Here is an 18,748-nt window from a genome sequence, read left to right as displayed (position 1 = left end):
TCGCAGGTGAGCGGGGCATAACCCGCTGATGTGACTACACAGAGTGCCCATCGCCCTACGCGATGGGCACTCTGCGTTGTGCAACCCTTTCCCGAGTTTCCCTGTCTGACCTGGCGGAGCGACCATGGAGCGAGGATTGAGCGGTATCGGTCGCTTCGGTCAGGCCTGAACCCTGAAAGCAGGGGGTAACCGACCGGAACGAGATGCGAGGAGCCCATGTCCGCCGAGAGCACGCCGGAGCCCGCCATACCGGGCAAGGACGGCAGCAACGGCCCGCGCCACCGCGCCGGAGGCCGTAAGAAGGACCGCAGTCCGCGTCACAAGGCCCTGCTGATCACGGCCTGGGTCGCGGCCGGTGTCGTCGTGCTGGGCGGCACCGGCGCCGGGTACGTGTACTTCAAGCTCAACGGCAACATCAAGAGCGTCGACATCAACCAGGCCCTCGGCACCGACCGGCCGGCCAAGGTCGACAACGGTTCCGAGAACATCCTGGTCCTGGGCTCGGACAGCCGCTCCGGCACGAACAAGAAGCTGGGCGGCGGCACCGACGACGGCAGCGCCCGCTCCGACACGGCGATGATCGTGCACGTCTACAAGGGCCACAAGAAGGCCAGTGTGGTGTCCATCCCGCGCGACACCCTCGTCGACCGCCCCGAGTGCACCGACACCAAGGGCGTCACGCACGACGCGGCGTCCGGCGTGATGTTCAACGAGGCGTACTCCACGGGCGGCGCCGCCTGCACGGTGAAGGCCGTCGAGTCCGTCACCGGGCTGCGCATGGACCACTACCTGGAGGTCGACTTCGCGGGCTTCGAGAAGCTCATCGACGAACTCGGCGGCGTCCCGGTCACCACGACCAAGGCCATCAAGGACCCGCAGAGCCACCTCGACCTCAAGGCCGGCACCCACACGCTGAACGGCCAGCAGGCCCTCGGACTGGTCCGCACCCGGCACGGCGTCGGCGACGGCTCCGACCTCGGCCGCATCCAGCTCCAGCAGGCCTTCATCAAGGCCCTGGTCAACCAGGTCAAGCACATCGGCGTCCTCACCAGCCCGACCAAGCTCTACGACCTCGCCAACACCGCCACCAAGGCCGTCACCACCGACTCCGACCTCGGCTCCGTGAACTCCCTCACGTCCTTCGCCAACGGCCTCAAGGGCATCAGCTCCTCCCACATGAACATGGTCACGATGCCCGTCGAGTACGACCCGGCCAACCCGAACCGGGTGATCGTGGAGAAGACGAAGGCCCAGCTGGTCTGGAACGCCTTGAAGAACGACCAGCCAATCCCGGCGGCAGCAACAAAGGGCACGGCGACCGGTGAAGCGAAGGGCGTCGTAACAGCTGGCTAGGCGCAACCCCCCCCAGGGGCGCGGGGCTGTGTCGATTTGCGGCTCCGCCGCGGGGCGCGACCAGCCACAACGCACCCGCAGGGAATAGACAACATCAACCCCCCGTTTTGGGAGATGGCTCCAGTGCTGGCAGACTGGACAGTCGGCCCCGGTTCACGCCCCGCAACCCGCGGAGCGACCCGGCGCCCTCCCGAAACTAGGAGACACCCTTGAAGCGCGAGATCCACCCCGAGTACGTCGAGACCCAGGTCAGCTGCACCTGCGGCGCGTCGTTCACCACCCGCAGCACGATCACCAGCGGAGCGATCCGCGCCGAGGTCTGCTCCGAGTGCCACCCGTTCTACACGGGCAAGCAGAAGATCCTCGACACCGGTGGCCGCGTGGCCCGCTTCGAGGCCCGCTTCGGCAAGGCTGCTGCCGGCTCCACGAAGTAGCGAGCTTCCCTAGGGCCTGTCCGGCGGATCCTGTCGGAGACGCGGGGCCTGGCACGCACATCTGCCGCGTTGTCGTCGGTCGCCAACGCTCCGCGTTGACTCCCTCCTCCGCCTTGCAGCTGCACGCACCAGGCCCCGCTCACCGGCACCCATGAGGTTCGGCGGATTTCCTCCGACCTGATCCGCCGGACAGGCCCTAGCGCCGGTCCACGGCCACGCCCTTTCTTCGGCGTGCCGGGACCGGCGTTTTTGGTCGCCCGCCTTCCCTTCCGTACGCATTTCAGGAGCCCAAGATGTTCGAGGCTGTCGAGGACCTCATCGGCGAGCACGCCGACCTTGAGACGAAGCTCGCCGACCCGTCGGTCCACGCCGACCAGGCCAACGCGCGCAAGCTGAACAAGCGCTACGCCGAGCTCACCCCGATCGTCGCCACGTACCGCTCCTGGAAGCAGACCGGCGACGACATCGAGACCGCGCGTGAACTCGGCGCCGACGACCCGGAGTTCGCGGCCGAGGTCAAGGAGCTGGAGAAGCAGCGGGACGAGATCACGGAGAAGCTGCGGCTGCTGCTGGTCCCGCGTGACCCCAACGACGACAAGGACGTGATCCTTGAGGTCAAGGCGGGCGCGGGCGGCGACGAGTCCGCCCTGTTCGCCGGTGACCTGCTGCGCATGTACCTGCGGTACGCGGAGCGCGTCGGCTGGAAGACCGAGATCATCGACGCCACCGAGTCCGAGCTGGGCGGCTACAAGGACGTCCAGGTCGCCGTGAAGACCAAGGGCGGCAACGGCGCGACCGAGCCCGGCCAGGGTGTCTGGGCCCGCCTGAAGTACGAGGGCGGCGTGCACCGCGTGCAGCGCGTCCCGGCGACCGAGTCCGCGGGCCGTATCCACACCTCGGCGGCCGGTGTCCTGGTCACCCCCGAGGCGGAGGAGGTCGACGTCGAGATCAACCCGAACGACCTCCGCATCGACGTCTACCGCTCCTCAGGACCCGGCGGGCAGTCCGTCAACACGACCGACTCCGCGGTGCGTATCACGCACATTCCGACCGGAGTGGTCGCTTCCTGCCAGAACGAGAAGAGCCAGCTGCAGAACAAGGAGCAGGCACTGCGTATCCTGCGCTCCAGGCTGCTCGCCGCGGCGCAGGAGGAGGCGGAGAAGAATGCCGCCGACGCCCGCCGAAGCCAGGTCCGCACGGTCGACCGCTCCGAGAAGATCCGTACGTACAACTTCCCGGAGAACCGCATCTCGGACCACCGTGTCGGATTCAAGGCGTACAACCTTGACCAGGTCCTGGACGGCGACCTCGACGCGATGATCCAGGCTTGCGTGGACGCGGACTCGGCCGCCAAGCTCGCGGCGGCGTAACACGACGGCACGCACGGCACGTTCGGCACGGACGAGTACGACACGGAGGACTTGCGTGAACCTGCTGCTAGCAGAGGTGGCCCAGGCCACCCAGCGGCTGGCCGACGCCGGCGTGCCCTCGCCGCGCAACGACGCGGAGGAGCTCGCCGCGTTCGTGCACGGTGTGAAGCGGGGCGAGCTGCACTCCGTGAAGGACGTGGACTTCGACGCCCGCTACTGGGAGACCATCGCCCGGCGCGAGCAGCGTGAGCCGCTCCAGCACATCACCGGCCGCGCCTTCTTCCGGTACCTGGAACTCCAGGTCGGGCCAGGGGTGTTCGTGCCGCGCCCCGAGACCGAGTCGGTCGTCGGCTGGGCCATAGACGCGGTCCGCGCGATGGACGTCGTAGAGCCGCTGATCGTGGATCTGTGCACGGGCTCCGGCGCCATCGCGCTCGCCCTCGCGCAGGAGGTCCCGCGCTCCCGGGTGCACGCCGTGGAGCTGTCCGAGGACGCCCTCCAGTGGACCCGCAAGAACATGGACGGCTCCCGGGTCGACCTGCGGCAGGGCAACGCCCTGGACGCCTTCCCCGACCTCGACGGCCATGTCGACCTGGTCATCTCCAACCCGCCGTACATCCCGCTCACCGAATGGGAGTACGTCGCTCCCGAGGCGCGGGACTACGACCCCGAACTCGCCCTGTTCTCGGGGGAGGACGGCCTCGACCTGATCCGCGGCATCGAACGCACCGCACACCGACTTCTCCGTCCCGGCGGTGTCGTCGTCATCGAGCACGCCGACACCCAGGGCGGCCAGGTGCCGTGGATCTTCACCGAGGAGCGTGGCTGGGCCGACGCGGCCGACCACCCCGACCTCAACAACCGCCCGCGCTTCGCGACCGCCCGCCGGGCGACGCCGTGAGCAGCGCCCCGACTTTCGACCCGCAGCAGTACGTGTACGAGGAGGCCCGCTAGACATGGCACGGCGATACGACACCAACGACGCGACCGACCGCACGACGGGTCTGCGCGAGGCCGCGTCCGCCGTCCGCCGGGGCGAACTCGTGGTCCTGCCGACCGACACGGTCTACGGCATCGGGGCCGACGCGTTCTCCTCGGAGGCCGTTGCCGATCTCCTGGACGCCAAGGGCCGGGGCCGCAACATGCCCACCCCCGTCCTCATCGGCTCCCCGAACACGCTGCACGGCCTCGTCACGGACTTCTCCGAGCTGGCCTGGGAACTCGTCGACGCGTTCTGGCCGGGCGCCCTCACGCTGGTCGCCAAGCACCAGCCGTCCCTGCAGTGGGACCTGGGGGACACCCGGGGCACGGTCGCCGTCCGGATGCCGCTGCACCCGGTCGCGATCGAGCTGCTGACGGAGGTCGGTCCGATGGCGGTCTCCTCGGCGAACCTCACCGGGCACCCCGCGCCGGAGGACTGCGACGCGGCCCAGGGGATGCTCGGCGACTCGGTCTCCGTGTACCTCGACGGCGGTCCGACGCCCGGCAACGTGCCGTCGTCGATCGTCGACGTCACGCGCGAGGTGCCGCTGCTGCTGCGCGCGGGCGCGATCTCGGCCGAGGAGCTGCGGAAGGTCGTCCCCGACCTTGAGGTGGCGAATTGACAGCCCCTGACGCGGGGCGTGGCATAGGCAACGGGGAAGTGACGGGGACCTTCGGGCTTCCCATGGACAGCTTCCGCATCCTCCACGTCAGCACCGGCAACGTGTGCCGCTCGCCGATCACCGAGCGGCTGACCCGTCATGCCCTGGCGGACCGGCTCGGCGACCCGCTGTGGGGCGGGCTGATCGTGGAGAGCGCCGGCACGTGGGGCCATGAGGGCGCACCCATGGAGACCAACGCGGCGACGGTCCTCACCGACTTCGGCGCGGACCCCTCCGGCTTCACCGGCCGAGAGCTCCTGGACGACCACGTGATCCGCGCCGACCTGGTGCTGACGGCCACCCGGGACCACCGCGCCCAGGTCATCTCGATGGGCCACTCGGCGGGCCTGCGCACCTTCACCCTCAAGGAGTTCACCCGCCTGGTGAAGGCGATAGACCCCGCGACCCTGCCACCCCTGGAGGACGGCATGGTGGCCCGAGCCCGCGCCCTGGTCCGCGCGGCAGCGGCCCTGCGCGGCTGGCTCCTGGCCCCCACGGCGGAAGCGGACGAGGTCTTCGACCCGTACGGCGCCCCGCTCCCGTTCTTCCGCTCCATCGGCGACGAGATAAACCAGGCGATCGATCCGGTGGTCACGGCGCTGACGGGTGTGCCCGCGCGGACTTGATCCGGTGGTCATGGCGCTGACGGGCGTCCCGGCGAAGACGTAGCAACGCCCGCGCGCCCCACCCGTCCCGGGCCTACATTGGACGTACGTCACCGTCGTCGCCCGGAGTCCACCATGTCGGTCACCCCTGTCCTTGAGGCCGATGTCCTGCGTCGGCAGGACCCCGAGCTGGCCGAGATCCTGCTCGGGGAACTGGCGCGGCAGTCGACGACGCTCCAGCTGATCGCCGCCGAGAACTTCACCTCGCCCGCCGTGCTGGCCGCGCTCGGTTCCCCGCTCGCCAACAAGTACGCCGAGGGATACCCCGGCGCCCGCCACCACGGCGGCTGCGAGATCGTCGACGTCGCCGAGCGCGTCGCCGTAGAACGGGCGAAGGCGCTGTTCGGGGCCGAGCACGCCAACGTGCAGGCGCATTCCGGGTCTTCGGCCGTGCTGGCCGCCTATGCCGCGCTGCTGCGGCCCGGTGACACCGTTCTCGCGCTGGGGCTGCCGTACGGCGGGCATCTCACGCACGGGTCGCCCGCGAACTTCTCCGGGCGGTGGTTCGACTTCGTGGGCTACGGGGTGGACGCGGAGACCGGGCTCATCGATTACCCGCAGGTGCGTTCCCTCGCCCGTACGCATCGGCCCAAGGCGATCGTGTGCGGGTCCATCGCCTATCCCCGGCACATCGACTACGCCTTCTTCCGTGAGGTCGCCGACGAGGTGGGGGCCTATCTCATCGCCGACGCCGCGCATCCCATCGGGCTCGTCGCCGGGGGAGCGGCGCCGAACCCGGTGCCGTACGCCGATGTCGTCTGCGCGACCACGCACAAGGTGCTGCGCGGGCCGCGCGGCGGGATGCTGCTGTGCGGGAGCGAGCTGGCCGAGCGGGTGGACCGGGCCGTTTTTCCGTTCACCCAGGGCGGTGCCCAGATGCACACCATCGCCGCGAAGGCGGTCGCGTTCGGCGAGGCGGCGACGCCGGCCTTCACGGCGTACGTCCATCAGGTGGTCGCCAACGCCCGGGTGCTCGCGGCCGGGCTGGCGGCGGAGGGGCTCGTCGTGACGACCGGCGGTACCGACACCCATCTCATCACCGCCGACCCGCTGCCCCTCGGTGTCGACGGGCGTGCCGCACGCGGTCAACTCGCCGCCGCCGGAATGGTGTTGGACTGCTGCGCGCTTCCGCACGGAGACTCGCGCGGGCTGCGGCTGGGTACCGCCGCGGTGACCACGCAGGGCATGGGGGAGGGCGAGATGGCGGGGATCGCGGCGCTGATCGCGGGTGTGCTGCGCGGGCGGGTCGACGCCCGGCGGGCCCGTGACGAAGTGCGGGATCTTGTGGGTGGATTCCTGCCGTATCCGGGCTGAACGGGGGTAGCCGTACCGAGATACACAGCCACACGTGCAACCATCGTCGCTACCCGGAAGTCCCCAACCATATGCGTCCCTCGCTAGGGTGTGGGGCTGTGATGGCCAGCGAGACCTGTGGGGAAGCCTGTGCGTGAATACCTGCTGACGCTCTGCGTGACGGCCGCGGTGACGTATCTGCTGACCGGGCCGGTGCGGAAGTTCGCGATCGTGGCCGGGGCGATGCCGGAGATCAGGGCCCGTGACGTGCACCGGGAACCCACTCCGCGGCTCGGCGGTATCGCCATGTTCTTCGGCCTGTGCGCCGGTCTGCTGGTCGCCGACCACCTGACCAACCTCAGCGAGGTCTTCGAGAACTCGAACGAGCCGCGCGCCCTGCTCTCCGGAGCGGCCCTGATCTGGCTGATCGGCGTCCTGGACGACAAGTTCGAGATCGACGCCCTGATCAAGCTGGGCGGCCAGATGATCGCCGCCGGCGTGATGGTCATGCAGGGTCTGACGATCCTGTGGCTGCCCATCCCGGGCATCGGCAACGTGGCGCTGACCCAGTGGCAGGGCACCCTGCTCACGGTCGCCCTGGTCGTCATCACCATCAACGCGGTCAACTTCGTCGACGGCCTCGACGGCCTGGCCTCCGGCATGGTCTGCATCGCCGCCGCCGCGTTCTTCCTGTACGCCTACCGGATCTGGTACTCGTACGGCATCGAGGCCGCCGCCCCGGCCACGCTCTTCTCGGCGATCCTGATGGGCATGTGCCTGGGCTTCCTGCCGCACAACATGCACCCCGCGCGGATCTTCATGGGCGACTCCGGCTCGATGCTGATCGGCCTGGTGCTGGCCGCGGGTGCGATCTCCATCACGGGACAGGTCGACCCGGACGCGCTCCAGCTGTTCGTCGGCTCCGAGAAGGCGGCGGTGCACCAGACGGTGCCGGTCTACATCCCGCTGCTGCTGCCGCTGACGATCATCGCGGTGCCGGCCGCCGACCTGGTGCTGGCGATCGTCCGCCGTACCTGGCGGGGCCAGTCGCCGTTCGCCGCGGACCGCGGCCATCTGCACCACCGGCTCCTGGAGATCGGCCACTCGCACAGCCGGGCGGTGCTGATCATGTACTTCTGGTCGGCACTGATCGCGTTCGGGGCGCTGTCCTACTCGGTCAACTCGGCCTCGATGTGGATCGTCCTCGGCATCGTCTTCCTGAGCGCGATCGGGCTGGTGCTGCTCCTGCTGCCGCGCTTCACCCCGCGTGCGCCGCGCTGGGCCGAGCACCTGGTGCCGCCGCGATATCGCCGTCGCAGGGCCGGAGTTGACCCTGTCGTGGTGCTGGCGGAGGAGGACCGTGACCCGCGTCCTCCGGTGGTCACCGGAGTGTCAGGAGTCAACGGGGCGACCGCAGTCGGCCCCCGTTCACGCCTTCTTGACGGACGTAAAGCGGAGTCCTCGCGCTGACGCCAAGGTAAGAATCTGACTAAAGCGTTGCCATCTCGTGGGGGGACAAAGCCTCCCCATACCAGACAAGTTGGCCGCTATTTTGCACAGACGCGCACTGTCACTCTCATGTGTGACAGCAAGCACACCTTCTAGGTAAAGACCGCATCAAATAGTTTGTGATACGGTTCACGAGAACCCGGGACAGAGCCGAAGGACCCTAGTGCGACGGTCCATTGGCGTGAGGTTCTCTCTCATCCCGGGACTACGCTCGTCCATGACGACACGCCCCCCTTAGCAAGCGGAGTTGCCGCCATGCCGTCCAATGACGCCCGGATTCTCCTTCAGGCCGCTGTGCCCACAGCTGCCGTCGGCGCGATTGCCGCCGTCGTCAGTGGTGTGGTCGCCGGCGGCAAAGGAGCTATTGGGGCAGCCGTTGCGACGGTGATCGTGATCCTCTTCATGGGAATCGGGCTCTACGTTCTGCAGCGCACTGCCAAATCGCTTCCGCACCTGTTCCAGGCGATGGGCCTCATGCTCTTCGCGGCGCAGATTCTTCTGCTGTTCATTTTCCTCGCCGCGTTCAAGCACACCACGCTGTTCAATCCCAAGGCCTTCGCGTTCACGCTGCTCGCCGGAACCATCATCTGGATCGTCGCGCAGACCCGTGCCCACATGAAGGCCAAAATCCTCTACGTCGAGCCCGAGAAGTCGGGGCACTCGTCGTGACAGGTAGGGCCGGGATAAGAGCACGTAAGCGACCCTGCTATCGTCCGGTGCCAACTGCGGCATCGCGGGCGCGGGCATCTGAGCTGACGCCTGCTCAATCGCGAGGCTCGATGCCCCACTGCCGCCCCCACATCCGTAACACCAGTCCAGTGCCGAACCGCGGCCATGCGCCGCGCCGACACAACGAGGTTGCCGTACCTATGCGCCACGCTGAAGGAGCCCGCGGTGAGTGCTGACCCGACGCAGGTGCTCGCCTTCGAGACCGACTGCCACATCTTCGACGGCTGTGGCTTCCCGGCTCCCGGCCTGCACTCGTTCCTGTTCAAGCCCCTGTTGGGGGACGGCGACAGCAACGTGTACTTCAACAAGCCGATGCTGCTGGCGCTGATCGGCTCGGTCATCGTCGTCGGTTTCTTCTGGGCCGCCTTCCGCAAGCCGAGGGTCGTCCCCGGCAAGCTGCAGATGGTCGCCGAGTCCGGCTACGACTTCATCCGCCGCGGTGTCGTCTACGAGACCATCGGCAAGAAGGAAGGCGAGAAGTACGTACCGCTGGTCGTCTCGCTGTTCTTCTTCATCTGGATGATGAACCTCTGGTCGATCGTTCCGGTCGCCCAGTTCCCGGTGACGTCGATCATCGCGTACCCCATCGTCCTCGCGGCGATCGTGTACATCGTCTGGGTCTCGCTGACGTTCAAGCGGCACGGATTCGTCGGCGCCTTCAAGAACTTCAGCGGTTACGACAAGTCGCTCGGCGCGGTTCTCCCGCTGGCGATGGGCATCGAGCTGCTCTCGAACCTGATCGTCCGGCCGTTCACGCACGCGGTGCGACTGTTCGCGAACATGTTCGCGGGCCACACCCTGCTGCTGCTCTTCACGATCGCCAGCTGGTACCTGCTCAACGGCATCGGCATCGCCTACGCGGGTGTCTCGTTCGTCATGGTCATCGTGATGACGGCCTTCGAACTCTTCATCCAGGCCCTGCAGGCGTATGTGTTCGTGCTGCTGACCTGCACCTTCATCCAGGGCGCGCTCGCCGAGCACCACTGAGCACCCCCCACCAGAACCCCCCTTAGCGTCCGGTGGCCAAACCCCGCCGGTCCGTACAGATAAGGAAGAATCAGCATGGCTGCCATTGAGACCCTCGCCGCCGTCGGCGGTTCGCTCGGTTCGATCGGCTACGGCCTCGCCGCCATCGGTCCCGGCGTCGGCGTCGGCATCATCTTCGGTAACGGCACCCAGGCTCTGGCCCGTCAGCCCGAAGCTGCCGGCCTGATCCGTGCCAACCAGATCCTCGGCTTCGCCTTCTGTGAGGCCCTCGCCCTCATCGGTCTGGTCATGCCGTTCGTCTACGGCACCTGATCCACCGCGATCAGCGACAGCCCACTAGACGAAAGGCACTGACATGAGCCAGCTGCTCATTCTGGCGGCCGAGAAGGAGAACCCTCTCGTCCCGCCGATCCCCGAGCTTGTCATCGGCCTGATCGCCTTCGTCATCGTCTTCGGCTTCCTCGCCAAGAAGCTCCTCCCGAACATCAACAAGGTTCTGGACGAGCGGCGCGAGGCCATCGAGGGCGGTATCGAGAAGGCCGAGGCCGCCCAGACCGAGGCACAGAGCGTGCTTGAGCAGTACAAGGCTCAGCTCGCCGAGGCCCGGCACGAGGCCGCGCGTCTGCGCCAGGAGGCGCAGGAGCAGGGCGCCACGCTCATCGCCGAGATGCGCGCGGAAGGCCAGCGGCAGCGCGAGGAGATCGTCGCCGCCGGTCACACGCAGATCGACGCCGACCGCAAGGCCGCTTCGCAGGCGCTGCGCCAGGACGTGGGCAAGCTCGCCACCGACCTGGCCGGCAAGCTCGTCGGCGAGTCCCTTGAGGACCACGCCCGGCAGAGCCGTGTGATCGACCGTTTCCTTGATGAGCTTGAGGAGAAGGCCGAGGCCGCACGATGAACGGAGCGAGCCGCGAGGCCCTGGCAGCCGCACGTGAGCGTCTCGACGCGCTGACGGACTCCACGTCCGTGAACGCGGCGCAGCTCGCCGACGAGCTGGCCGCCGTCACCGCGCTGCTCGGCCGTGAGGTGTCCCTGCGCCGGGTCCTCACCGACCCGGCGCAGGACGGCGAGGCCAAGGCCCAGCTTGCCGAGCGCCTGCTCGGCGCCCAGGTCGGCGGCCCCGCCCTCGACCTGCTGTCCGGCATGGTGCGCTCCCGCTGGTCGCAGTCCCGCGACCTGGTGGACGCGCTGGAGGAGCTGGCGGCCACCGCCGACCTCACCGCCGCCCAGCAGTCGGGCCAGCTCGACGACGTCGAGGACGAACTGTTCCGGTTCGGCCGGATCGTCGCCTCGGACACCGGGCTGCGTGCCGCGCTGACCAACCGCGCGGCGGGCACCGCGGCCAAGAGCGAGCTGCTGAGCAGCCTGCTCGGCGGCCGTGCCAAGCCGGCCACCGAGCGACTGGTGACCCGCCTGGTGACCGCGCCCCGGGGACGTAGCCTGGAAGTGGGACTCGACTCCCTGTCCAAGCTCGCCGCCGAGCGCCGCAGCCGCCTGGTCGCGGTCGTCACCACGGCGGTCCCGCTGAGCGACCCGCAGAAGCAGCGCCTGGGCGCCGCCCTCGCGAAGCTCTACGGCCGCCACATGCACCTGAACATCGACGTGGACCCCGAGGTCCTCGGCGGTATCCGGGTGCAGGTCGGCGACGAGGTCATCAACGGCTCCATCGCGGACCGTCTCGACGACGCCGCCCGCCGCATGGCGAGCTAGCAGCACCACAACAAAGACGTAGTAAGGCGGCCCGAGTTGGGCCGTGCAGAGGATTCACCTCGTCACGGGGGGAGTCCCCCATCCCCCCAAGTGAAACTTCGGGCCCAACAAGGAGAGCAGGGAACCCAGATGGCGGAGCTCACGATCCGGCCGGAGGAGATCCGGGACGCGCTGGAGAACTTCGTCCAGTCGTACAAGCCGGACGCGGCCTCGCGCGAGGAGGTCGGTACGGTCACCCTTGCCGGCGACGGCATCGCGAAGGTCGAGGGCCTGCCCTCGGCCATGGCCAACGAACTGCTGAAGTTCGAGGACGGCACCCTCGGTCTCGCGCTCAACCTCGAAGAGCGCGAGATCGGTACCGTCATCCTCGGCGAGTTCAGCGGTGTCGAGGAGGGCCAGCCGGTCACCCGCACCGGAGAGGTCCTGTCCGTCGCCGTCGGCGAGGGCTACCTCGGCCGTGTCGTCGACCCGCTCGGCAACCCGATCGACGGCCTCGGCGAGATCGCGACCACCGGCCGCCGCGCCCTGGAGCTGCAGGCCCCGGGCGTCATGGTCCGCAAGTCGGTGCACGAGCCGATGGAGACCGGCTACAAGGCCGTCGACGCGATGACCCCGATCGGCCGCGGCCAGCGCCAGCTGATCATCGGTGACCGCCAGACGGGCAAGACCGCCCTGGCCGTCGACACGATCATCAACCAGCGCGACAACTGGCGCTCGGGCGACGTGAACAAGCAGGTCCGCTGCATCTACGTCGCCATCGGTCAGAAGGGCTCCACCATCGCCTCCGTGCGTGGTGCGCTCGAAGAGGCCGGCGCGCTGGAGTACACGACCATCGTCGCCGCCCCGGCGTCCGACCCGGCCGGCTTCAAGTACCTCGCCCCGTACACCGGTTCGGCCATCGGCCAGCACTGGATGTACGACGGCAAGCACGTCCTCATCATCTTCGACGACCTCTCCAAGCAGGCCGACGCCTACCGCGCCGTGTCCCTGCTGCTGCGCCGCCCGCCGGGCCGCGAGGCCTACCCGGGTGACGTCTTCTACCTGCACTCCCGTCTGCTTGAGCGCTGCGCGAAGCTCTCCGACGAGATGGGCAAGGGCTCGATGACCGGTCTGCCGATCGTCGAGACCAAGGCCAACGACGTCTCGGCGTTCATCCCGACCAACGTCATCTCCATCACCGACGGCCAGTGCTTCCTGGAGTCGGACCTCTTCAACGCCGGTCAGCGCCCCGCGCTGAACGTCGGTATCTCCGTCTCCCGAGTCGGTGGTTCCGCGCAGCACAAGGCGATGAAGCAGGTCTCCGGCCGACTGCGCCTCGACCTCGCCCAGTACCGCGAGCTGGAGGCGTTCGCCGCCTTCGGTTCCGACCTGGACGCCGCGTCGAAGGCCCAGCTGGAGCGCGGTCAGCGTCTGGTCGAGCTGCTCAAGCAGCCGCAGTACCAGCCGATGCCCACCGAGGACCAGGTCGTCTCCGTGTGGTCCGCGACCACCGGCAAGATGGACGACGTACCGGTCGACGACATCCGCCGCTTCGAGAAGGAGCTCCTGGAGTACCTGCACCGCAAGGAGCAGGGCCTCATGACCTCCATCAAGGAGGGCGGCAAGATGTCGGACGACACCCTCACCGCCGCCGCGGACGCGATCGCCGAGTTCAAGAAGCAGTTCGAGACCTCGGACGGCAAGCTCCTCGGCGAGGACGCCCCGGCCGCGGCCAAGTGACGTAGGAAGGGACCTGACTCATGGGAGCCCAGCTCCGGGTCTACAAGCGTCGCATCCGATCCGTCACCGCGACCAAGAAGATCACCAAGGCGATGGAGATGATCGCCGCCTCGCGCGTCGTCAAGGCGCACCGCAAGGTGCAGGCCTCGACGCCGTACGCGAAGGAACTGACGCGCGCGGTCACGGCGGTCGGTACGGGTTCCAACACCCGGCACCCGCTGACCACCGAGGCCGAGACGCCGACCCGTTCCGCGGTACTGCTCCTCACGAGCGACCGCGGTCTGGCCGGCGCCTTCAACTCCAACGCCATCAAGGCGGCGGAGCAGTTGACCGCGCGTCTTGTGGCCGAGGGCAAGGAGGTCGACACGTACATCGTCGGCCGCCGCGGTGTCGCCCACTACAACTTCCGTGAGCGCAAGATCTCGGAGCAGTGGACCGGCTTCACCGACGAGCCCACGTACGCGGACGCGAAGAAGGTCGCGGGTCCGCTGATCGAGGCGATCGAGACGGAGACGGCGGAGGGCGGCGTGGACGAACTCCACATCGTCTACACCGAGTTCGTCTCGATGATGACGCAGACGCCGATCGACAGCCGGCTGCTGCCCCTCAGCCTCGAAGAGGTCGCGGAAGAGGCCACGCCCCAGGGCGAGATCCTTCCGCTGTACGACTTCGAGCCGTCGGCGGAGGACGTCCTGGACGCCCTGCTGCCGCGGTACGTCGAGAGCCGTATCTACAACGCACTGCTCCAGTCGGCCGCCTCCAAGCACGCGGCCACCCGCCGCGCGATGAAGTCGGCGACCGACAACGCGGGAGACCTGATCACCACACTCTCCCGTCTTGCCAACGCGGCCCGCCAGGCCGAAATCACCCAGGAAATCAGCGAGATCGTCGGTGGCTCCGCAGCCCTGGCCGACGCGACCGCGGGGAGTGACAAGTAATGACGACGACAGTTGAGACGGCCGTTGCCACGGGCCGCGTCGCCCGGGTCATCGGCCCGGTCGTCGACGTGGAGTTCCCCGTCGACGCGATGCCGGAGATCTACAACGCTCTGCACGTCGAGGTGGCCGACCCGGCCCTGGACGGTGCGCAGAAGACGCTGACCCTGGAGGTCGCCCAGCACCTGGGTGACGGCCTGGTCCGCACGATCTCGATGCAGCCCACCGACGGTCTGGTCCGCCAGGCCGCCGTCACCGACACGGGCACGGGTATCACCGTCCCGGTCGGCGACTTCACCAAGGGCAAGGTGTTCAACACCCTTGGTGAGGTGCTGAACAGCGACGAGAAGTACACGGGCGAGCGCTGGTCCATCCACCGCAAGGCCCCGCGCTTCGACGAGCTTGAGTCGAAGACCGAGATGTTCGAGACCGGCGTCAAGGTCATCGACCTGCTCACCCCGTACGTCAAGGGCGGCAAGATCGGCCTGTTCGGCGGTGCCGGTGTCGGCAAGACGGTGCTCATCCAGGAGATGATCTACCGCGTCGCCAACAACCACGACGGTGTCTCCGTGTTCGCCGGTGTCGGCGAGCGCACCCGTGAGGGCAACGACCTCATCGAGGAGATGGCCGACTCGGGCGTCATCGACAAGACGGCGCTCGTTTTCGGCCAGATGGACGAGCCCCCGGGCACCCGTCTGCGCGTGGCCCTGGCCGGTCTGACCATGGCGGAGTACTTCCGCGATGTGCAGAACCAGGACGTGCTGTTCTTCATCGACAACATCTTCCGCTTCACGCAGGCCGGTTCCGAGGTCTCGACCCTGCTCGGCCGGATGCCCTCCGCGGTGGGCTACCAGCCGAACCTGGCCGACGAGATGGGTCTCCTCCAGGAGCGCATCACCTCGACCCGCGGTCACTCGATCACCTCGATGCAGGCGATCTACGTCCCCGCGGACGACCTGACCGACCCGGCCCCGGCCACCACGTTCGCCCACCTCGACGCGACGACGGTTCTCTCCCGTCCGATCTCCGAGAAGGGCATCTACCCGGCCGTGGACCCGCTGGACTCCACGTCCCGCATCCTGGACCCGCGGTACATCGCGGCGGAGCACTACAACACCGCGATGCGCGTCAAGACGGTCCTCCAGAAGTACAAGGACCTCCAGGACATCATCGCGATCCTCGGTATCGACGAGCTGGGCGAGGAGGACAAGCTCACCGTCCACCGTGCCCGTCGCGTGGAGCGCTTCCTGTCCCAGAACACCCACGTCGCCAAGCAGTTCACCGGCGTCGACGGGTCGGACGTCCCGCTGGACGAGTCGATCGTGGCCTTCAACTCGATCATCGACGGCGAGTACGACCACTTCCCGGAGCAGGCGTTCTTCCTCTGCGGCGGTATCGAGGACCTGAAGGCGAACGCGAAGGAGCTGGGCGTCTCCTGACCCCGTGCTTCACCTGAGGGGGTGGGGCGTGTCCCACCCCCTCTTTCATGCCTACTAGAATTGAACCCACACCCGGCACGACCGCCGGGTGGTGACCCGAGGAGCCCACCTTGGCTGCTGAGCTGCATGTCGAGCTCGTCGCCGCGGACCGCCAGGTCTGGTCCGGCGAGGCCACCCTGGTCGTCGCGCGCACCACGTCCGGCGACATCGGCGTCATGCCCGGTCACCAGCCGCTGCTCGGTGTGCTGGAGTCGGGCCCGGTGACCATCCGCACGAGCGACGGCGGGACGGTCGTCGCCGCGGTGCACGGCGGTTTCATCTCGTTCGCGGACAACAAGCTGTCGCTGCTCGCCGAGATCGCCGAGCTGTCGGACGAGATCGACGTCCAGCGCGTGGAGCGGGAACTGGAGCGTGCGAAGGCGGAGGGCGACGAGTCCGCCGAGCGCCGCGCCGACGTCCGACTGCGTGCGGTGGAGACGCGCTGAACCCAGCGCGGACGCGATGACGTGACTCAGCCGCGGCTGGGACCGGAGGAATCCGGCCCCAGCCGCGGCTGAGGCGAATGTGGGTGTTTTTTCCGTTCCGTTACCTGTTTTACCTAGGAGACGAGGAGGTCGGTGTCGATGGTCCTCGCTCTGACTGCGTGCGGAATCGTGGTGGCCCTGGCAGTGGTGGGGCTGTTCGTCTTCGGCCTGCGCCGCAGACTCATCCAGCGCTCCGGCGGCACCTTCGACTGTTCGCTCCGCTGGGACGTCCCGGAGAAACCCGACACCAACGGCAAGGGCTGGAGCTACGGCGTCGCCCGCTACAACGGCGACCGCATCGAGTGGTACCGCGTCTTCTCCTACGCCTACCGCCCGCGCCGCACGCTGGAACGCTCGGCGATCGAGGTCGCCGGCCGCCGCCTCCCCGAGGGCGAGGAGGAGCTGGCACTGCTCTCCGACGCGCTCATCCTCACCTGCCTGCACCGGGGCACGCGCCTCGAACTGGCCATGAGCGAAGACGCGCTGACCGGTTTCCTCGCGTGGCTGGAGGCAGCCCCGCCCGGTCAGCGCGTCAATGTCGCCTAGGTCCTACAGGTAGTTCCCATCGGCAGCCCGCTTATGCGAGCCCGCTGTTGATGGCGCTCACCAGCTCACCGTTGCTGGTGTCGCCGCTGAAGTCCCAGAAGAACGCGCCGCCCAGACCCTGGGTCTTGGCCCAGCTCATCTTTCCGGCGATCGTGCTCGGGGTGTCGTACGACCACCAGTTGTTGCCGCAGTAGGCGTACGCCGTGCCGGCGATCGTGCCGGTGGCCGGGCAGGACGTCTTGAGGACCTTGTAGTCCTCGATGCCCTGCTCGTAGGTGCCCGCGGCCGGACCGGTCGCCGACCCGCCGGGTGCGGCCTGGGTCACGCCGGTCCAGCCTCTGCCGTAGAAGCCGATGCCGATGAGCAGCTTGTTCGCGGGGACGCCCTTCGACTTGAACTTGGCGATCGCGTCGGCCGTGGTGAAGCCCGGTGTCGGGATGCCGCTGTAGGTGGTGAGGGGGGAGTGCGGGGCCGTGGGGCCGGTCGCGTTGAAGGCGCCGAAGAAGTCGTACGTCATCACGTTGTACCAGTCGACGTACTGGGCCGCGCCCGCGTAGTCGGCGGCGTCGATCTTGCCGCCCGAGGTGCCGTCCGCCGTGGTGGCCGCCGTGACCAGGTTGCTGGAGCCGAACTTCGCGCGCAGGGCGGACATCAGGTTCTTGTACGCCGCAGCGCCGCTGGTGTCGCAGGACAGGCCGCAGGCGTTCGGGTACTCCCAGTCGATGTCGATGCCGTCGAACACGTCGGCCCAGCGCGGGTCCTCGACCAGGTTGTAGCAGGACTGCGCGAACGCGGTCGGGTTGGCCGCGGCCTGGGCGAAGCCGCCGGACCAGGTCCAGCCGCCGAAGGACCAGAGGATCTTGATGTTCGGGTACTTGGCCTTCAGCTCGCGCAGCTGGTTGAAGTTGCCGGCCAGCGGCTGGTCCCAGGTGTCGGCGACGCCGCTGACCGACTGGTCGGCGGTAAACGTCTTCTGGTAGTCGGCGTAGGCGTCGCCGATCGCGCACTGCCCGTTGGTGACGTTGCCGAAGGCGTAGTTGATGTGCGTGATCTTCGCCGCGGAGCCGGAGGTCACCAGGTTCTTGACCTGGTAGTTGCGCTGGTACGTGCCCCACTCGGTGAGGTACCCGAGCTTGACCGCGCTGCCGGTGGCCGGGGGAGTGGTCGTACCGCCGGTGGTGTGCACGGCGACCGCGCCGCTGACCGGTCCCGTCTGGTCGGCTGTGTCGCGGGCCTGCACGGTGTACGAGTAGTCGGTGCCGGCGGTCAGGCCGGTGTTCGTGTACGACGTCGTCGTCACCGTGGCGACCTTGGTGCCGTCGCGCAGGACGTCGTAGTTCTTGACGCCCTTGTCGTCGGTGGCCGCGCTCCAGGACAGGTTCACCGAGGTGTCGGTGATCGAGGAGGCGGTGGGGGTGCCGGGCGCGGAGGGGGCCGCGTCACCGGGGACTGTGGTGCCGCCGTCACAACTGCCGCCGTTCAGCAGACAGTTGGAGGGCGAACCGGAGCCGGCGCCGTTGAAACCGAAGGAGACGGAGGCGCCCGCGGCGATGGTGCCGTTGTAGGACTTGTTCTTCGCGGTCCAGTGGTTGCCGGAGTTGGTGACGTCCGCGTCCCAGGCCGAGGTGACGGACGTACCGGAGGGGAAGTCCCACTCGACCGTCCACGAACTGATCGCGCTGGTACCGGTGTTCTTGACGGTCCACTGGCCGCCGAAGCCGGTACCCCAGTCGCTGGACTTGGTGAAGGTGGCCGTGGCGGTCGACGCGGCCTCGGCGGGCGCGGCCAGACCGACGAGAGCGGCGAGCGGAAGCAGCAGGGTCGCGAACCCGGCAACTGCTCGATGTCTGAAGCGCATTGAGCGCCTCCTCGGGGGTGTCGGGGTGTCGGGG

General features: G+C 68.3%; 19 protein-coding genes. 18 read left to right on the top strand and 1 reads right to left on the bottom strand.

The window, feature by feature from the left end; translation table 11 throughout:
* Window positions 1–216 precede the first annotated feature (216 nt).
* The 18 genes from AC31A1_RS16125 to AC31A1_RS16040 all read left to right on the top strand — a co-directional run bounded on the left by AC31A1_RS16125 (window position 217) and on the right by AC31A1_RS16040 (window position 16,856).
* A complete protein-coding gene (locus AC31A1_RS16125; protein WP_489653977.1) occupies window positions 217–1,353 on the top strand; it encodes an LCP family protein in 1,137 nt (378 codons plus the stop codon).
* A gap of 209 nt (window positions 1,354–1,562) precedes the next feature.
* Window positions 1,563–1,787, top strand: a complete 225-nt coding sequence (gene rpmE, locus AC31A1_RS16120; protein WP_416958702.1) for a 50S ribosomal protein L31 — start codon at window positions 1,563–1,565, stop codon at window positions 1,785–1,787.
* Window positions 1,788–2,080: 293 nt separating this feature from the next.
* Window positions 2,081–3,157 (top strand): peptide chain release factor 1, encoded by a 1,077-nt coding sequence (gene prfA, locus AC31A1_RS16115; RefSeq protein WP_489653976.1) that lies wholly within the window; start codon window positions 2,081–2,083, stop codon window positions 3,155–3,157.
* A gap of 55 nt (window positions 3,158–3,212) precedes the next feature.
* Complete coding sequence (prmC, locus tag AC31A1_RS16110; protein ID WP_362981927.1) at window positions 3,213–4,058, top strand: peptide chain release factor N(5)-glutamine methyltransferase; 846 nt, start codon at window positions 3,213–3,215, stop codon at window positions 4,056–4,058.
* Between the two features lie 55 nt (window positions 4,059–4,113).
* Complete coding sequence (locus AC31A1_RS16105) at window positions 4,114–4,761, top strand: L-threonylcarbamoyladenylate synthase (RefSeq protein ID WP_366489895.1); 648 nt, start codon at window positions 4,114–4,116, stop codon at window positions 4,759–4,761.
* A complete protein-coding gene (locus AC31A1_RS16100; protein WP_043683118.1) occupies window positions 4,758–5,426 on the top strand; it encodes an arsenate reductase/protein-tyrosine-phosphatase family protein in 669 nt (222 codons plus the stop codon). Before AC31A1_RS16105 ends, AC31A1_RS16100 begins: the two co-directional genes overlap by 4 nt.
* 114 nt (window positions 5,427–5,540) lie before the next feature.
* Window positions 5,541–6,779: a serine hydroxymethyltransferase gene (gene glyA / locus AC31A1_RS16095; RefSeq protein ID WP_489653975.1), complete on the top strand. Its 1,239-nt coding sequence runs from the start codon at window positions 5,541–5,543 to the stop codon at window positions 6,777–6,779.
* A gap of 129 nt (window positions 6,780–6,908) precedes the next feature.
* Entirely contained in the window at window positions 6,909–8,228 is a 1,320-nt protein-coding gene (locus AC31A1_RS16090) for an MraY family glycosyltransferase (protein WP_489653974.1), read from the top strand.
* A gap of 294 nt (window positions 8,229–8,522) precedes the next feature.
* Complete coding sequence (locus tag AC31A1_RS16085; RefSeq protein WP_359602186.1) at window positions 8,523–8,936, top strand: Cg1360 family ATP-synthase-associated protein; 414 nt, start codon at window positions 8,523–8,525, stop codon at window positions 8,934–8,936.
* Between the two features lie 210 nt (window positions 8,937–9,146).
* Window positions 9,147–9,983 (top strand): F0F1 ATP synthase subunit A, encoded by an 837-nt coding sequence (atpB, locus tag AC31A1_RS16080; RefSeq protein WP_489653982.1) that lies wholly within the window; start codon window positions 9,147–9,149, stop codon window positions 9,981–9,983.
* Between the two features lie 75 nt (window positions 9,984–10,058).
* Window positions 10,059–10,295: an ATP synthase subunit c family protein gene (locus tag AC31A1_RS16075; protein ID WP_093629141.1), complete on the top strand. Its 237-nt coding sequence runs from the start codon at window positions 10,059–10,061 to the stop codon at window positions 10,293–10,295.
* Between the two features lie 43 nt (window positions 10,296–10,338).
* The gene (locus AC31A1_RS16070; RefSeq protein WP_200679770.1) at window positions 10,339–10,881 is read left to right on the top strand and encodes a F0F1 ATP synthase subunit B; all 543 of its coding nucleotides are present in this window, start codon (window positions 10,339–10,341) and stop codon (window positions 10,879–10,881) included.
* Window positions 10,878–11,693, top strand: a complete 816-nt coding sequence (locus AC31A1_RS16065; RefSeq protein WP_489653973.1) for a F0F1 ATP synthase subunit delta — start codon at window positions 10,878–10,880, stop codon at window positions 11,691–11,693. Before AC31A1_RS16070 ends, AC31A1_RS16065 begins: the two co-directional genes overlap by 4 nt.
* A gap of 129 nt (window positions 11,694–11,822) precedes the next feature.
* Window positions 11,823–13,412, top strand: coding sequence for a F0F1 ATP synthase subunit alpha (gene atpA / locus AC31A1_RS16060; RefSeq protein WP_489653972.1), 1,590 nt, complete (start codon window positions 11,823–11,825; stop codon window positions 13,410–13,412).
* Between the two features lie 20 nt (window positions 13,413–13,432).
* Window positions 13,433–14,350, top strand: coding sequence for a F0F1 ATP synthase subunit gamma (locus AC31A1_RS16055; RefSeq protein WP_366489901.1), 918 nt, complete (start codon window positions 13,433–13,435; stop codon window positions 14,348–14,350).
* Entirely contained in the window at window positions 14,350–15,786 is a 1,437-nt protein-coding gene (gene atpD, locus AC31A1_RS16050) for a F0F1 ATP synthase subunit beta (RefSeq protein WP_416958712.1), read from the top strand. The genes AC31A1_RS16055 and atpD overlap by 1 nt, the downstream gene beginning before the upstream one ends.
* Before the next feature lie 110 nt (window positions 15,787–15,896).
* A complete protein-coding gene (locus AC31A1_RS16045) occupies window positions 15,897–16,271 on the top strand; it encodes a F0F1 ATP synthase subunit epsilon (RefSeq protein WP_266772606.1) in 375 nt (124 codons plus the stop codon).
* A 138-nt stretch (window positions 16,272–16,409) separates the two neighbouring features.
* Complete coding sequence (locus AC31A1_RS16040; protein ID WP_489653971.1) at window positions 16,410–16,856, top strand: DUF2550 domain-containing protein; 447 nt, start codon at window positions 16,410–16,412, stop codon at window positions 16,854–16,856.
* 31 nt (window positions 16,857–16,887) lie between these two features.
* Here the strand turns inward: AC31A1_RS16040 and AC31A1_RS16035 are convergent, their stop codons facing one another.
* Window positions 16,888–18,714, bottom strand: coding sequence for a glycosyl hydrolase family 18 protein (locus AC31A1_RS16035; RefSeq protein WP_489653970.1), 1,827 nt, complete (start codon window positions 18,712–18,714; stop codon window positions 16,888–16,890).
* Between the last annotated feature and the right edge of the window lie 34 nt (window positions 18,715–18,748).

Source organism: Streptomyces sp. P5F9 (genome assembly GCF_057961495.1).
This window is presented reverse-complemented; position numbering and strand designations above follow the sequence as displayed.

Coding starts and splice junctions, on each gene's coding strand:
- AC31A1_RS16035 (WP_489653970.1), bottom strand. CDS start 18,714: ATGCGCTTCAGACATCGAGCAGTTGCCGGGTTCGCGACCCTGCTGCTT.
- AC31A1_RS16075 (WP_093629141.1), top strand. CDS start 10,059: ATGGCTGCCATTGAGACCCTCGCCGCCGTCGGCGGTTCGCTCGGTTCG.
- atpA (WP_489653972.1), top strand. CDS start 11,823: ATGGCGGAGCTCACGATCCGGCCGGAGGAGATCCGGGACGCGCTGGAG.
- AC31A1_RS16085 (WP_359602186.1), top strand. CDS start 8,523: ATGCCGTCCAATGACGCCCGGATTCTCCTTCAGGCCGCTGTGCCCACA.
- glyA (WP_489653975.1), top strand. CDS start 5,541: ATGTCGGTCACCCCTGTCCTTGAGGCCGATGTCCTGCGTCGGCAGGAC.
- AC31A1_RS16040 (WP_489653971.1), top strand. CDS start 16,410: ATGGTCCTCGCTCTGACTGCGTGCGGAATCGTGGTGGCCCTGGCAGTG.
- atpD (WP_416958712.1), top strand. CDS start 14,350: ATGACGACGACAGTTGAGACGGCCGTTGCCACGGGCCGCGTCGCCCGG.
- AC31A1_RS16105 (WP_366489895.1), top strand. CDS start 4,114: ATGGCACGGCGATACGACACCAACGACGCGACCGACCGCACGACGGGT.
- AC31A1_RS16065 (WP_489653973.1), top strand. CDS start 10,878: ATGAACGGAGCGAGCCGCGAGGCCCTGGCAGCCGCACGTGAGCGTCTC.
- AC31A1_RS16055 (WP_366489901.1), top strand. CDS start 13,433: ATGGGAGCCCAGCTCCGGGTCTACAAGCGTCGCATCCGATCCGTCACC.
- AC31A1_RS16125 (WP_489653977.1), top strand. CDS start 217: ATGTCCGCCGAGAGCACGCCGGAGCCCGCCATACCGGGCAAGGACGGC.
- prfA (WP_489653976.1), top strand. CDS start 2,081: ATGTTCGAGGCTGTCGAGGACCTCATCGGCGAGCACGCCGACCTTGAG.
- AC31A1_RS16070 (WP_200679770.1), top strand. CDS start 10,339: ATGAGCCAGCTGCTCATTCTGGCGGCCGAGAAGGAGAACCCTCTCGTC.